Origin of the sequence: Candidatus Bathycorpusculum sp., from assembly GCF_009778815.1 — an archaeon.
Lineage (GTDB): Archaea > Thermoproteota > Bathyarchaeia > Bathyarchaeales > Bathycorpusculaceae > Bathycorpusculum > Bathycorpusculum hydrogenotrophicum.
In genome coordinates, this window is the sequence record NZ_WRFL01000025.1 from 1 (window position 1) to 13,820 (window position 13,820).

9 protein-coding genes are annotated in these 13,820 nt (G+C 41.5%); 7 read left to right on the plus strand and 2 right to left on the minus strand.

The window, feature by feature from the left end:
- Positions 1-228 precede the first annotated feature (228 nt).
- From FWF39_RS06290 to FWF39_RS06300, 3 genes are all read left to right on the plus strand, one after another.
- Complete coding sequence (locus FWF39_RS06290; RefSeq protein WP_343382594.1) at positions 229-675, plus strand: hypothetical protein; 447 nt, start codon at positions 229-231, stop codon at positions 673-675.
- The gene (locus FWF39_RS06295) at positions 672-1,841 is read left to right on the plus strand and encodes a site-specific integrase (RefSeq protein ID WP_343382595.1); all 1,170 of its coding nucleotides are present in this window, start codon (positions 672-674) and stop codon (positions 1,839-1,841) included. Before FWF39_RS06290 ends, FWF39_RS06295 begins: the two co-directional genes overlap by 4 nt.
- A 342-nt stretch (positions 1,842-2,183) precedes the next feature.
- Positions 2,184-2,600, plus strand: coding sequence for a hypothetical protein (locus FWF39_RS06300; protein WP_343382596.1), 417 nt, complete (start codon positions 2,184-2,186; stop codon positions 2,598-2,600).
- Positions 2,601-2,707: 107 nt separating this feature from the next.
- Here the strand turns inward: FWF39_RS06300 and FWF39_RS06305 are convergent, their stop codons facing one another.
- Together FWF39_RS06305 and FWF39_RS06310 are read right to left on the minus strand one after the other, a co-directional pair.
- Positions 2,708-7,459, minus strand: a complete 4,752-nt coding sequence (locus tag FWF39_RS06305; protein ID WP_343382597.1) for a leucine-rich repeat protein — start codon at positions 7,457-7,459, stop codon at positions 2,708-2,710.
- Positions 7,459-7,677, minus strand: coding sequence for a DNA-binding protein (locus FWF39_RS06310; RefSeq protein ID WP_343382598.1), 219 nt, complete (start codon positions 7,675-7,677; stop codon positions 7,459-7,461). The genes FWF39_RS06305 and FWF39_RS06310 overlap by 1 nt, the downstream gene beginning before the upstream one ends.
- Before the next feature lie 982 nt (positions 7,678-8,659).
- Here FWF39_RS06310 and FWF39_RS06315 point away from each other — a divergent pair.
- From FWF39_RS06315 to FWF39_RS06330, 4 genes are read left to right on the plus strand one after another with little or no spacing between them, the layout of a single operon-like run.
- Positions 8,660-9,991: a hypothetical protein gene (locus FWF39_RS06315; protein ID WP_343382599.1), complete on the plus strand. Its 1,332-nt coding sequence runs from the start codon at positions 8,660-8,662 to the stop codon at positions 9,989-9,991.
- A complete protein-coding gene (gene surE / locus FWF39_RS06320) occupies positions 9,988-10,773 on the plus strand; it encodes a 5'/3'-nucleotidase SurE (protein ID WP_343382600.1) in 786 nt (261 codons plus the stop codon). The genes FWF39_RS06315 and surE overlap by 4 nt, the downstream gene beginning before the upstream one ends.
- Positions 10,770-12,179 carry an FGGY family carbohydrate kinase gene (locus FWF39_RS06325; RefSeq protein ID WP_343382601.1) on the plus strand — a complete coding sequence of 470 codons (1,410 nt, stop codon included), beginning with the start codon at positions 10,770-10,772 and terminating at the stop codon, positions 12,177-12,179. The genes surE and FWF39_RS06325 overlap by 4 nt, the downstream gene beginning before the upstream one ends.
- 17 nt (positions 12,180-12,196) lie before the next feature.
- Complete coding sequence (locus FWF39_RS06330) at positions 12,197-13,708, plus strand: toll/interleukin-1 receptor domain-containing protein (RefSeq protein ID WP_343382614.1); 1,512 nt, start codon at positions 12,197-12,199, stop codon at positions 13,706-13,708.
- Positions 13,709-13,820: the final 112 nt, after the last annotated feature.

Genomic DNA, 13,820 nt, shown 5'->3' on the forward strand with positions numbered 1-13,820 from the left:
AAACATGCACGAACCTAAACATGCACGAACCTAAACATGCACGAACCTAAACATGCACGAACCTAAACATGCGTAAATCGAAACCAGTGATGCTCGCCCCGGAAGGGGCGAGTAGTTCACTTTCGTAAAAAACCAAAAATTGACAAGAAACAAGTAGATGGATACATCAATCTAAAAATAGACTGGTATAAACACAAAATAACTGATTCCACAGACTGCGTCGAATATTTGCAAAAAACGCTGATTTTCGACGATATCAACCATATCTCGCAAAACGCCAAAAGTGAATTTAGTCCAGCTGGAACTTTTTCTAACGGGGGCAGTGTGGATTTTCCAGTTTTGCGTGATATGCTCGATATCGGCCAAAATGACACCATATTACAAGAAAAACAAAGCAGCGATAGCAACAATATACAGGGTTGCAAACAACAAGTTAATCAAGAGATGCAGTTGCAATATCAAAAACCACCCGTTTCTCTTGAATCTGAAGTTGTTTTTAAGCGCGTTAGATCAGCTGAACCATGCGGCAATTGTCGCAATCACTCTGTTGAGTATGAGGTAAAGTTGCCTAATGGTGAGGTGTGGCGTCAGTGCAGAGGTTGTTTTGAAGAATCAAGACGTGCACATCCAACTTGGCATTATCAAGAGGGTAGCATAGGGGCAGTTATTTTATGACTGAGTGTCAATATGGCTTTTTAACGCTGGATGTATCTGAGGGGGGTCAGGCTACCCCTTCTGTGTGTCCAAAGTGTGGTTCTACGCGGTCGTACCGTGCCAGCAAGCGCTATATGTTGGATGGTTCAGAAATTCAGCGTTATTTGTGTCGAGATTGTACCCATAGATATTCGTTCCCGCCAAAGCTTAAAAGCATCAATGGCAGTGGTGATGGCAACCAAATAAGCGCTTTGGACGCGAAAAATTTGGAGCCCACAAACACATCAAACCTGAATGTGGGCAATGTCGCGAAAATAACTGAACATATCCATTGGATGCAGAAACAAGGCTACAAACAATCAACTATGGAACGACGACAATCAGCTTTAATACGGTTACTACGGCTCAATGCGGACTTAGCTGACCCTGAAAGTGTCAAAGCAGTTATTGCCAGTCAAGATTGCTGGAAGGCGTCCCAGAAACAAGTAGTAGTGTTTGCGTATGATCTCTATGCTAAACAGTACGGCTATACTTGGAATCGGCCTTGGTATGAAGCAGTAAGAGAATTGCCCTTCATACCTCAGGAGCGAGAAATAGACGACCTGATCGCTGGAGTCCACAAAGAAATCGGCTTGCTACTATTGATTGCTAAAGAGACAGGTGCAAGAGCGGGTGAAATCTATGATCTACTATGGACAGACATTGATTTTGAGGGTCGCACATTAAGCATTAGAGCCGAGAAAAACAGCAACCCCCGACGATTTCAACTATCTAAGAAACTGCAAAATATGCTGGAATGTTACCCTAAAACTACTGAGCGTATCTTTAACCATTATAAGAACCTGAATAATCTTCGGCGTACCTTTGAGCATGACCGCAAAAGACTCGCAGTTAAACTATGTAACCCTCGATTAAATCAAATAACAATCCACACGCTACGCCACTGGAAAGGTACGACGGAATATGATAAGACAAAAGATATTTTGCATGTTATGCAGGTGCTTGGTCATAAGAACATTAAGAACACATTGTTATACACTCAGCTTATTTCTGTAGGTGAAGACAAAGGTTACATATGCAAAATTGCAAAGACACCCGCTGAAGCTGTTAGTCTCATTGAGGCTGGTTTTGAAGAGCATACTAGTTTTGATAATGGTAATGTAAAGTTGTTTCGTAAACGAAAATAGTAATCTTTCGCATGTTTGTCCAAAGCCACAAATTCCTTCGCAGGCAGTTCCCAAAAGGATGGAGTGGTGCCGAGGGCAGGGTTTGAACTTTAAAGAAATGGAGACATCGCCATCACAGCCCTCTTTTTCCTTTTTCTGCCTTATCTGTCGTTATATTTTCGAAAGGTAAACCTGCCGTTATATTTTCGAAAGGTAAACTGTATCTCTGTGCCTGAAAAGGATCCAAAGAATGATGCATCGACTAATTCAATGATGAACTGCGAAGAAAACAACAGCCAGTCAAAGGTGTTATAACCAAAAAGGTGTTCTCTAAAACACTCAGACAAACCTGCAGGTTTCGCGTTGCAACATCATTTGCATAATATATACGCGCCTCATCAGTTTTTAGAGGTAATACATCATAGTACAAAAGAACTACGTCGTCAAATAATGTGTAAACCATTTGAGCGTCAGGAAATAGTGAACACTAAATTATCTGAGGAGTCAGTTGTTCCGTTTAATGTTTTCAAGGATCCGCAGTTATTTGATTTATTGAGAATTATTCTTAACATCCCACTTCAGACTCGAACTTTGAATCAAGCCGTTTACTCCTCAGCCATAGGGTTTGGAGGTTGGTTAGGTTTTGTCAGCTCTAATGGTTTTGGGTTCTTTGCCAGCTTGGAACAGGGTCTGTTCTTCCTCAAAAGCTTCAACCCATTCGGCCAGTTTACGGGCTATCAATTTTTGAAGTATTTAACCTTCACTCACAGCTTTAAATAATGCACCATCATCTAAAAAAATCATTGACCGCAATGTCGGTTAATTGCAGGACTTACAGCCGATAAAGCTCTTTCCAGTTCGCAAATCCGGGTATTAATGCACCTCCCTTACCAAGGTACCAAATCGGTATAGATATTCTTCTTATAACTCACATGCGCGGGGATGTTCAGCTCAGTCAACGCATTACAGCGCCAAAACGCGCCGTCACCGATATATCTCACGCTATCTGGGATGACGACCTTTGTTAAATTAACGCAGTTTAAAAAAGCTTCGGTGCCGATGCGGGTAACGCCGTCCGGTAAGACGATTTCTGTCAGCGATTCGCATTTTTCAAACGCCCAAGCGCCGATTCTTTCCGTGTTCTTAGAAAAAACAACGGTTTCCAGAGCCGCGCAATTGCGGAAAGCGTTAATACTGATGTACCGTACGGTGTCCGGCATGACGATTTTCTTAAGCGCTCCGCAGTTCTCGAATGCGTTTCTGTGGATGTTTACGACACCGTAGGGGATGATGATTTCCGTCAAATCGCTGTCCTTATATTCCTCAACGCCGATATATCGATCGCCGTCCCGATATGTTAGGTTCACGAGCGTAACGGCGCAACCGTTGAATGCGTCCTCTACGATTTTTACTTTTTTGTTTAAGACTATTACCTCGGATAAGGCCGCGCAGCCCTCGAATGCGCAGCTGGCAACGACTTCTAAGCTCTGCGGCAGGGTTATGCTTTTAAGCGACGTGCAGTTAAGAAAAACGCCTTCGCTGAGGGTTGTTATGCCTTCTGGGAGGAGGATATGCTCCAGCGCATCGCAATGCGCGAAAAGCCAGTTTTTGAGCACCGCCATGCCGTCGGGAATTGTAGCGCTCTGCAGTCCTCTGCAATTCGAAAATGCTCCTTCCTCGATGATCGTGACGCTGTCAGGAACCGCCAATTCCGTTAATGCTTGGCAGCTATAGAAGGCGGCGCGCTCGATTTTCTTAACGCTGTCCGGAATCGTTATTTTGCTAAGCCTGTAACATTTAGCGAACGTTTCCTTTGCAACGGTTTGCACACCGTGCGGGATTTCCAAAGTCTCCAGCATTTCGCACATTTCGAAGGCGTTATTATCAATCCTTGCGACGCCGGCGGGGATATTTACGCTTGTAAGCAACTTACAACCTTTAAACGCGCCTTGGAGGATTTCCGTCACGCTTTCAGGAATCGTAATCTCCGTCAGCGATTTGCACCACGCGAACATCCACTGCGTGATTGATTTTATGCCGTTTGGTATAATGATGCGCTCCACCGAGTGACAGTTATTAAAAGTGGACTGCCCGATTTTTTCGACGGTGTCCGGAATGTTGATTTCGGTCAATGACTGGCAGTTGAAGAACGCCAAATCCTCTATAATTACGGTGCCGTCAGGAATATTTATGCTTTTTAGCGATTTGCAACCCGCGAAAATTCTGTCTCCGATGATTTTGGTTCGCAACGGAATGTTTGCGCTCTTCAGCGATTTGCAATTCCAAAACGCGCGTCTTCCGAAAAACGAAACGCTTTCGGGGACGCGGATTTCGGTTAAGGCTTCGCAGTTATAAAAAGCGTATTTGTCGATTTTCTCAATGCCCTCAGGCAATACGACGGTTTCCAGAGATTTGCATCCCGCGAAGGACGCATAGTCGATTTCCGCTCTGCCGTCCGCGAATATGACGCGCTTCAGCGTTTCGCAACCCTCGAAAGCGTCGGCATTGATTCTGACGCCTGGCAGCACGGTGAATGTTTCAGAAGCGTTTTGCGACGGGTAGTTATAAAGAACGGTTTTACTTTCGTTGAAAACCATGCCCAAGTTTTTACAATTTACGAACATTCCCTGATAAAAATCGCCGTACTCGGAATTGTTGTCCCTCGTGTAGTCGCTGTACGCATTGACTACTGAATCAGGGATGGGTGAAACGTATTTAAGCGCCTTGCAATTCTCAAACACCATCCACCCCATTTTTTTCACACCCCTCGGTATGACTACACTCTCCAGCGATTCGCAGCTTTGGAACGCCTCACCACCGATACTTTTAACGCCGTCTGGAATGGTTATATTCTCCAGTTTTTGACAATATCTGAAAAAGCTGTCGCCGATTTCCGTGATATGCTTTGGTAGCTTGACGCTACGGAGCGACGCACAATGCATAAACATACTCTCGCCCATTTTCACAACGCTGTCGGGCAAAATAATTTCCTTTAATCCGCCGCAAGAGTAAAAAGCGTTCTTTTCGATATCCGTAACGCTGTCGGGTATTTCGATGTACTCCAGCGATTCGCACTGCCAAAACGCACCCGCGCCGATTTTGTTGACACTGTTCGGGATATTAACCTCTCGCAGGCTTTTGCAAGTGTTGAAGGTATATTCCCTAATACACGTAACGCCGTCGGAAATTTTGACCCGCTCTAAGGAGATACAGCCCGAAAAGGCTCTGTCGGAAATGTCTGTGACGCTGTCGGGAATTATGACGCTTTTTACGGTTTTACATTCAAAAAAAGCCGTTTTGCTGATATGCGTCACGGGAAGCGGAGGGTTTAAAAACGTTTTGGGGATGATGACGTGCGGGAAATCCGTCGGGTTGAACCGCACGATTTCAACGTCGCCGTCCGTTTTCCTTACATCGAAGCCGCGCGTATGCTTCTGGGTGCATCCGAAATACCGCAGACTATCGCGGATTTTACCCACAAATTCGGTTTCCGAATTTAAGCTTTGAATGATGACTTGCCTGCCGTGTAGCCTACCCCGAAATTCCGCAGGCCAATCGAAGCAATCATGTAAAAAAACTTGTATGATTCGGGAAATGCCAAACTCGACGGCTTGCTTAAGCGTTTCCATCGTTCGAACGGAATTTGCCGTGTGTTTCGAAAAGAACGTCAATACGCAGTTGCTGTCTTCCAACGCTTGTTTGGTCGGTGCTGCTTCATAGTAAACGTTAAAGCCCTCCCAATATAAGCCGATTACTAAATCCTTAATGCAGGAAACGTCCTCCTCCGCGCAGCATACCAGCGCCCTCGGCTTTTCGGCGGCCTTAGGTAAAACGGGGTCAATGCTCTCCTCAGACAATTGCGCTGGGTTTTTATGTCTGCATAAATCAAGCCAATCCTCCAAACGTAACTTCCCGCCGCCGAGAGTCACTTCCTCAAAGATGTGCTTTGAGTTCCGCACCCTTTGCGGAAGGTTGCCCTTAGCAAGGGACGTGCAACCGAACAGCACGCCGTTGTTTGCGGTGTCTACACTGTCGGGTATCTCAATCGATTTAAGCGACGTACACTCGTAAAACGCCCATTCAAGGATCGTTTTTACGCCCTCCATCATAACAACACCGATTAAATCCGAGCAACGGCCGAACGCGCCGAAGTCAATTATTTCGACGTTGCCAGGAATAACGACTTGCTCCAAGCCGCAGTTATAGAAAGCGCCGGAACCGATCTTCCTCACGTTCGGGGGAATTTCGATGCTTTTTAGCGATATGCAGTCTCTGAAAAGCAAATCGCTGATGACCGAAATGCCCTGCGGAAGAGTGATGTCCGACAGGGCTTTACAATATGCGAACGCTCCCTTGCCTATTTCGGTAACGTTGGGCGGAATGGTGATTTCGCTTAAAGAGGCACAGCCGAAAAACGTGAACTCCTCAATGCGGGTGACGTATTCGGGTATAGCGACACTTCTCAACGCCGAACAGCCCGAAAACGCTCTGCTACCGATCATCGTGACGCTCAGCGGAATCTGTATACTCTCCGCTTTCTTGCAACCCATAAATGCCTCGCTAAAGATCGAACCGATTCTGAATGTCGCAATATTGTCGTGTGATGTAACGGTTTCGGGAATGATTACTTCTGCGTCGTTTCCGAAATACTTAACGATGGTGATGGTATTTTCGCGTACAATGCACTCAAACCCCTGTAGCTCCGGCGGCAGGGCAACGTCATAAATTATATTGTGTTTAACGGCGGGTGGCAATGCCGTGCGGGATCCGCGGTTCGGTAAGCCTAAGTTTTCTATATTGCTTTGAAGCTCATACGGCTTTACTGAGTTTGCCGAAAGCCGATCGGCATTCGCCCGCGACCACTGCGGCGGGCTTAAATCCTCCAATAATACGGTGATAATTGGGATGCCGAGCTTTTGCGCGTATTCAAGTTCATAATTTATTATAAAGGGGCGTTCAAGGCAACAGTTGGTCAGCATCAGCACGAATGCCGAACACAGCTGTAAATGGTGCGCAATGACGGGCAAAAAGCGCTCCGTTATTTTTATCCCTTCGTCGTACCACAAATCCCAACCGGATTCATACAGCTCCTTAATCACAGGATATACTTTGGGAGCGTCATTGTGCGCATAGCTGATGAAGATGAACGGCTTGCCGCCTTCATAAGCCTCGCAGGGCTTTTCGCAAAATTGCGGGTAGGAGAGCGTATAGGGAATGTCGTCCACTGTATATTGCTCCAATACGGGAACGAGCTTGTCTGGCGTTGTGCCCGTGTGCTTAGCCGTGAGCATCTCCAGCGCACTTAACAGCTGTTTATCGCAATTTATGTCTTCGTAATCCGCTTTTATATCTGCGGGGCTGTCCAACCACACGGGTATAAAGGGCTTGCGCACAATGGTGGCGGCGTAAGCAAATTTTTCAAGCATCAACCGTTCATCGCGCGCGAAAGATATACTTAAAAACAGTAGCACCATTCCGCTCTGTTGGATCATTTCCAAAGATGCGGTTTGGTCGGTTAATAGCGACAAAACGGAGACATCAGCCCATCCTGCTGAACGGAGCCGCTCTAACGTCTGCGCAACAACGGCTTCGTCGTTCGGATGGCAACCTGCGTATATCTTCGTATTCTTAGACAGCATTATTTATTCCCTCTTGTTGTTTTTGGCTTGCGCCAATAACCAATCCATTCGCCTGTGGTGACACGTCCATCTTTTGGCTGTTCAGCATCTTTGGGAACCATCCAAACATGACCGAAACGGACTGCTCCCTCAATATGTCCTGCTTTTGCATGAACCTGTACCCTGCGGGCAGATACGTCCCATTTTTCTGTTGCTTGTTGTGCTGATATATAGTCCATGCAATAGATCTTTCATATATAGAAGCTGTGTTGAAGTAAACAAATATGCTACTTATACCTTGCTCAGATAAACTGGAAACGCATAAGCAGTGGTGGCGCTATGTAGTGTGTTGTGTTGGTGGATTAGCTGTTACTCACTGAGACTTATGCAGAAAAAATAGAAGGCCCCTTAGTTGCTATGATTGAATCAATATACGCGGCACTACTGGAACACTTGGATATGCTGGATATGTTTTATTTCGTTGGTGAATGGGTCAAAACTGTGTTCTTTGAATTTTTTTAAATACAGAATCTGTTTTTCACTTCTTTAAGTCTAAAATACCCCTTCACTTGTAAATTTTAGCATTAAACGCTTTTTCGCCAAACCATCAAAAGACAAACCAACAGTTTTATCCTCAAAAGAGACGTTATTTCCTAAGGATCTGTCAGGAAATAATTTGACCATTTCTATCGTCAAAAACCCAAAAAACTCGCTACAATATGGTCAAATTATTTATTGACGGTTCCTAAAGTCAGTTTAAACACAGGGAAAAAGCACTTACTTTATTTTGGGAAAAAATAGTATAAAGAGTATATGAAAATACAGAAAATAGTTGAAGAAAATAGAAAAATAACCGATCCACAAAGACAATACAGCTATCTATTATTACGCAACATCTAATCTTTATGTTGCTATACTTGAGAAATCCTACTCTAAAAGCAAGTGCTTTTGCCCTGAGTTTAAACAGAGTTTGGTTGTACAATTCAGGAGGTGTTTCGATTTGTTTGAGTGTGACTGATTAGTTTGTTGGTTTTTGTTTGTAAATTTTGGTGTTTGATGAGATACAGATGTTATGTTGGATATTTTAATTGGTAGTTTTCAGTGCGCGGTTTGGTATTGTGAAGGGCGATTGGTAAGATTGCACAAGTGAAGACAACAAAATAATTTCCGTAAATGATAATCAACACTGCCCAACGCTATATTTAAAAAGAACATGAATATATGGATAAAAATGAAAGGATAATGAACTGTTGGCAAATACTTCATTCGGATTTTAGTGCGAACGAAGTGTTGACAAATATGTTTTCTCATATTAGTCACACTACGATTGACACTTTTGTCAACGAGTTATGTCAATACAAATCTTCAAATAAACATAATATCGAAATAGCAGACCTCATCGAACAGTTCCACACCAAAGCGGGTTCTCTTTCTGAAGATATTTGTAGTAGAATACACGAGCTTCGCGGTGGTGCAAATATTATTTTAATGGCACACCAACCCAATATTTTCCCAACAATTGCGATAATTGAACCCATATTTTATTTAGTTGAATCATGCAAACTTGCACAAGAACGAACTGGCCGAAGATACGTACCTGTTTTTATGTTTGTTGATTATGATGTGGCTGACGATAAACGCTTTTATAAATGTGCAATTCCCATAATTTCAAAGCCATACACGAAACATATTCGTTTAAGTATTCCACATTCAACTCGAAACGACGTAATGTTCAATATTGAACGGCCACCCTTGAAAGTTGTCGAAAGTTGGATCGAAGAAATCAGGGTAGCCGCAAAGCAATTTACAAAAAACAGTTGCTATTCTTCATCTTTAAATGATCATTTTCAAGAGGTACGTACACTAATTCTTAAGTGCCATAGTAACGCAAAAAACTTTTCGGAATTCAACGAGTTTATACTCGATGCTATCGTTAATCATTTCTGGAATATGTCCGTTTTGTTCTATGAAGGACACACACAATATTTATTGATTGGCAAAGAGTTTGTTGATTTAATCAATAGCCAAGTAAATGTAAATAGATTATTTAATGAGGCACTGGATATCCTTAATAAAGAAAAGATAAGTGTTAGTATGAGACCACGACAACTAACTGCCAATCGGATTTGGCATTATCAAACTGAATGCAAAAGACGTTGTTATGGGCTTTGTGATTCCTGTGATAATCTAAGTGTACCGAAAACACAACCAGGTTACAAGTTGCCCGATGTTATATGCGATAATATTTTGGATCACTTGTATATCGGAAAAGCTGGAGCCGTTGGGTATTACAAACAAGCTGAACACGTGGTCGTTAGTAATTATGTGCAATCTACAATGTTTGCGGATAGCGTATGTCCGCAATTGCTTATTGACTCTAATGGAATAGCGATAAATCGATTACGTTCGGATGCTGAAACATTTTTTTCAGCCGAATATATTGAAGCTTTTCAAGACCGACAAAATTCCACGATATTCTTTTGTGCTTGTGTTGGATTTGAAAAGTTAAAAGAGACTATAAAAACAATGCTTTTTGGAAGTAATCATTCATGAAACCACTCATTCTGATCACAAATGACGATGGTGTTTTATCTCCCGGAATTAGAGCTGCCGCTGAAGCCATCATTGACTTTTCCGAAGTTCTAATAGTCGCACCAACAAAACAACAAACCAGTATGGGACGATCATTTCCAAAGTCTGATGATGTTGGAATTATCGATAAAATAGATATGGAAATTGCAGGTAAAAAGATCATTGCTTATGGAGTTCATGGTTCGCCAGCTACTTCTGTTTCCCATGCGGTGCTTGAAATCGCTAACAGGAAAATTGATCTCTGCATAAGTGGGATAAACTATGGCGAGAATCTCGGCTTGGGGCTTTCCTGTAGTGGGACAATTGGTGCTGCATTAGAAGCAGACACTTATGGCATTCCCGCTATCGCAGTTTCTTTGGAAGTTGTTCTTGAAAGCCAACATTCAAGCGACTTTGCTGAATTGAATTGGATACAGACAAAACGAATTATTCGTATTTATGCAAAACGTGTACTTGCAGAGGGTCTCGGAGGTGATATATCACTTCTAAACATAAATATACCTAACGACGCTACGAATGACACGCCAATAGAACTAACGAAACAAAGCAGACAGAATTATTTCTTCTTTAAGAAACCTGAAAAACGAAATTTCTCTGAAAAACTGCGATTACAGTCATACATTGACATTGATCATGCAACTTTGGAGGAAGATAGCGATATTTGTTGCTTTGCAAAACGTCGAAACATCAGTGTCACTCCCATTACTTGGAATATGACTGCAAGGGATAGTTATCAAGTATGAATTTGGAAAAAGTGTTTATCGGAATTGATATTGGCACAACCATGTCTAAGGGCATCGCAATAAATGCCCTTGGTGTCATTCGTGCTTCATCGTCCATAAAACATTGTTATGATACAAAAATACAGGATTTCGCCCATCACTGGTGGGAAGAAGTATTATTTCTTCTGCAGGACATCATTAAAAAAGAATTCGCAAAGTGTATATATTCGATAACGATTTCCGGGATGGTTCCCAATATAATTATGTTAAATGAAAACGGTGATCCGATTGGCACTACTCGAATGTTTTTTGATGATTTTGCAATTGATATTGAACGTGAATTAGATAAATTAGATGGAACTAAATGGATGAACGAGTATCTTTCAAAATTGATATATTTGAAGAATAACGAAGCATCATGGGAAAAAGTATCGACTATTCTTACCGCACATACATATTGTGTCCGCAAATTAACAGGCAAGAGCGTATGTGATATCGGCACTGCGGTAGAGTGTGGTAATGTTTTTGATTTATCTCGAAAAGAATGGAACAAAGAAATACTTGAAAAATATCGTATAAATCCGTCCATTTTGCCTGCTTTAGTCGCTCCTACAGCAATAATTGGTACAGTATTAAACGATATTGCGATCAGATTTGGAATAAATGAGGATACTATTGTTGTTGCAGGTTCACATGATTCTGTAGCGACCCTTGTAGGTGCGGGTGTTCTTAACAAAGATGAATCATTGATATACTATGGAACATATAATTGTTCAGCGTTACTCTGTGATGATATGTCCAATTTATTAAACGGAACCATTGATATAAATCCGATAAGGTGGATTACATCTATTCCACGTAGTGGTCAGCAAATTAGTAAAATGGTGGAATTTTTCTGTGGAAAAGATCAGTATGATGAATTTTCAAGATTAGCAAGTACTTCTGTTCCAGGAGCAAATAATGCCCTATTTATACAGAATCCAGACTTATTTACAGCAGGAATAAGTTCAGAGCCATCGGGTCAATTAATCAACATCACTACATACACAGAAAAAGCTGATTGTTGCCGAGCTGTATTGGAAAGTTTTGGTTATGGTTTACTGTCAACTTGGAAATATGATAACATTATTCCTCCTAAAAACAGTTATTCGACTGGTGGTGGAGCGAGAAGTGATGTTTGGGTGCAAATAACAAGCGATATCACAGGAATCGATCAAATCCTGCTTGAACAGGCTGAAAATGCTGTTGGGTCCGCCCTTATAGGTGTTTTTGCATATTCACAAGAGTTATTTGATCAAATTCAAAGCAAACGAATTTCAAGGGGGAAGCGCATCAATGCAAATACAATTTATGCAGATAAATATAGCTCTCAATTTGAAGTGTATTATCAACATATAATCTCAAAAAAGGGGGACATACCGAAATAAAGTATTACAATGCATTCATCAGTTACAAACGTTCTTGCGGCGCAGATCAAGCAACGTTATTATACTATGCCTTGCTCGAAAAGGGCATTTCTGTCTTTATGGATGTAAGACAAAGTGAAGCTGGCAGTTATCCCGACAGAGTGTTAAACATTCTCAAGTCATGCGATAATATGCTTTTGATTCTTTCAGGCAATACCCTCAGTAATCTCTCAGAGGAAACTGATTGGGTTAGAAAAGAATTATTAGCAGCAAAAAACGCTAACGTAAAAATTATCCCCATAATATTTCCAGAGGCAATAGTTGACTTTGATGCGATTCCTTCACCAATAAAAGAGCTTAATCTTGCTTCACTTCAATCAATACAGTATTCGCATGAGCACAGCAAACTCGTCATTGAGCAAACCATTGGATACTTAAAAAATTCCATCGACCACTGGGGATGCGTTGAGTTGCTATTGAGTAGCTTGGATGCCCAATGCAAGACGCAAGGACTTGGCGCATTTATCTTGGGGTCGAGTGAGATGCGTATGCAAGCTTCATCAGAAGTCCATTTATTAACAAACAATCTTCGCGATTACGATATGACCGTTATTGCTAAAATGACCATATCAAGCAATATAGCTAAAGGGACAAAATATGTGTATTATTGTCCTGTAAATTGTGAACCAGATTATTCAGAGCTTAAAACTGGAATAACATGGTACCTTGAAAAATCGCTTGTTGCAAGACACGAAATAGATAGGTGGATTAGAGCATATTATATCTCAAATGCAGAGATTTGTATATGGCTAAACAGAATTAACAAAGTCTCTCTATCATCAATTTTTAGTGATTTTTTTTCTTCGTTGTGCAATACATGTAACTCATCAATTACAGAAAAATTACAAGGATTATTAACGCGTGATTTACAATATGGTCGCGAACAAGTCGATGTTTCTCATATACTTGACTGGATAAACGGTGTTCAGAAAACCACATCAAAAACAAAACGTCTAATAAGTGTATTTAAAGGAATTTCAGAAACGATTTGTAGTAGTTGCAGTGCTAAAAATGACTTTAGATTATTGGAGTGGAAAAAGAATTGTGATTTTCTCAATCAATTACTTATTGCATCAATATGGATATTAGAAAATAATCAAAACTCTGCAGCTGTCGATTTTTTATATACAATAAGAGTCGATGACCAAATAATTGAATGGTTACAATCTCCCGCTAAGGATTCAAAAGAAATTAGCGATGTAATAAAGAATCTGTTTTTTTACGAATTGCGCGAGGAAATGATACCTGTTAAGTGTTGCTATAATTTTTCTCTGCTATTAAATCCTGATGGGTCTATTGCTGCCGCAGGATGGTACAAAGCAAGTGCTCGAAAAATATATGCCGATTCACAGGATGTAAGTGAAAATGTCCTCATGATTAAAGGTTTAGATGGCAGGCAGAAAGGTATTTTAAAAAAAATACTGACTAGAATTCTGGAACAACATATTGAGTTCAAACAAAGTTTAAATAGTAAGCTGTTTGCCGAATAATTTATTCTAACGATACTCGGCAGGTATGTATTTAGTTCGTACCGTTTGTTAGGCTTTAGCGTACTTGTTTTTCGTTGTAATTTGGTTTTCAGTGCTGTTTTTGTTCACTATA

Bases quoted from the DNA above. Each gene is read 5' to 3' on its own strand.
- FWF39_RS06310 (WP_343382598.1), bottom strand. From the start codon at position 7,677: ATGGACTATATATCAGCACAACAAGCAACAGAAAAATGGGACGTATCT.
- surE (WP_343382600.1), top strand. From the start codon at position 9,988: ATGAAACCACTCATTCTGATCACAAATGACGATGGTGTTTTATCTCCC.
- FWF39_RS06295 (WP_343382595.1), top strand. From the start codon at position 672: ATGACTGAGTGTCAATATGGCTTTTTAACGCTGGATGTATCTGAGGGG.
- FWF39_RS06325 (WP_343382601.1), top strand. From the start codon at position 10,770: ATGAATTTGGAAAAAGTGTTTATCGGAATTGATATTGGCACAACCATG.
- FWF39_RS06305 (WP_343382597.1), bottom strand. From the start codon at position 7,459: ATGCTGTCTAAGAATACGAAGATATACGCAGGTTGCCATCCGAACGAC.
- FWF39_RS06315 (WP_343382599.1), top strand. From the start codon at position 8,660: ATGGATAAAAATGAAAGGATAATGAACTGTTGGCAAATACTTCATTCG.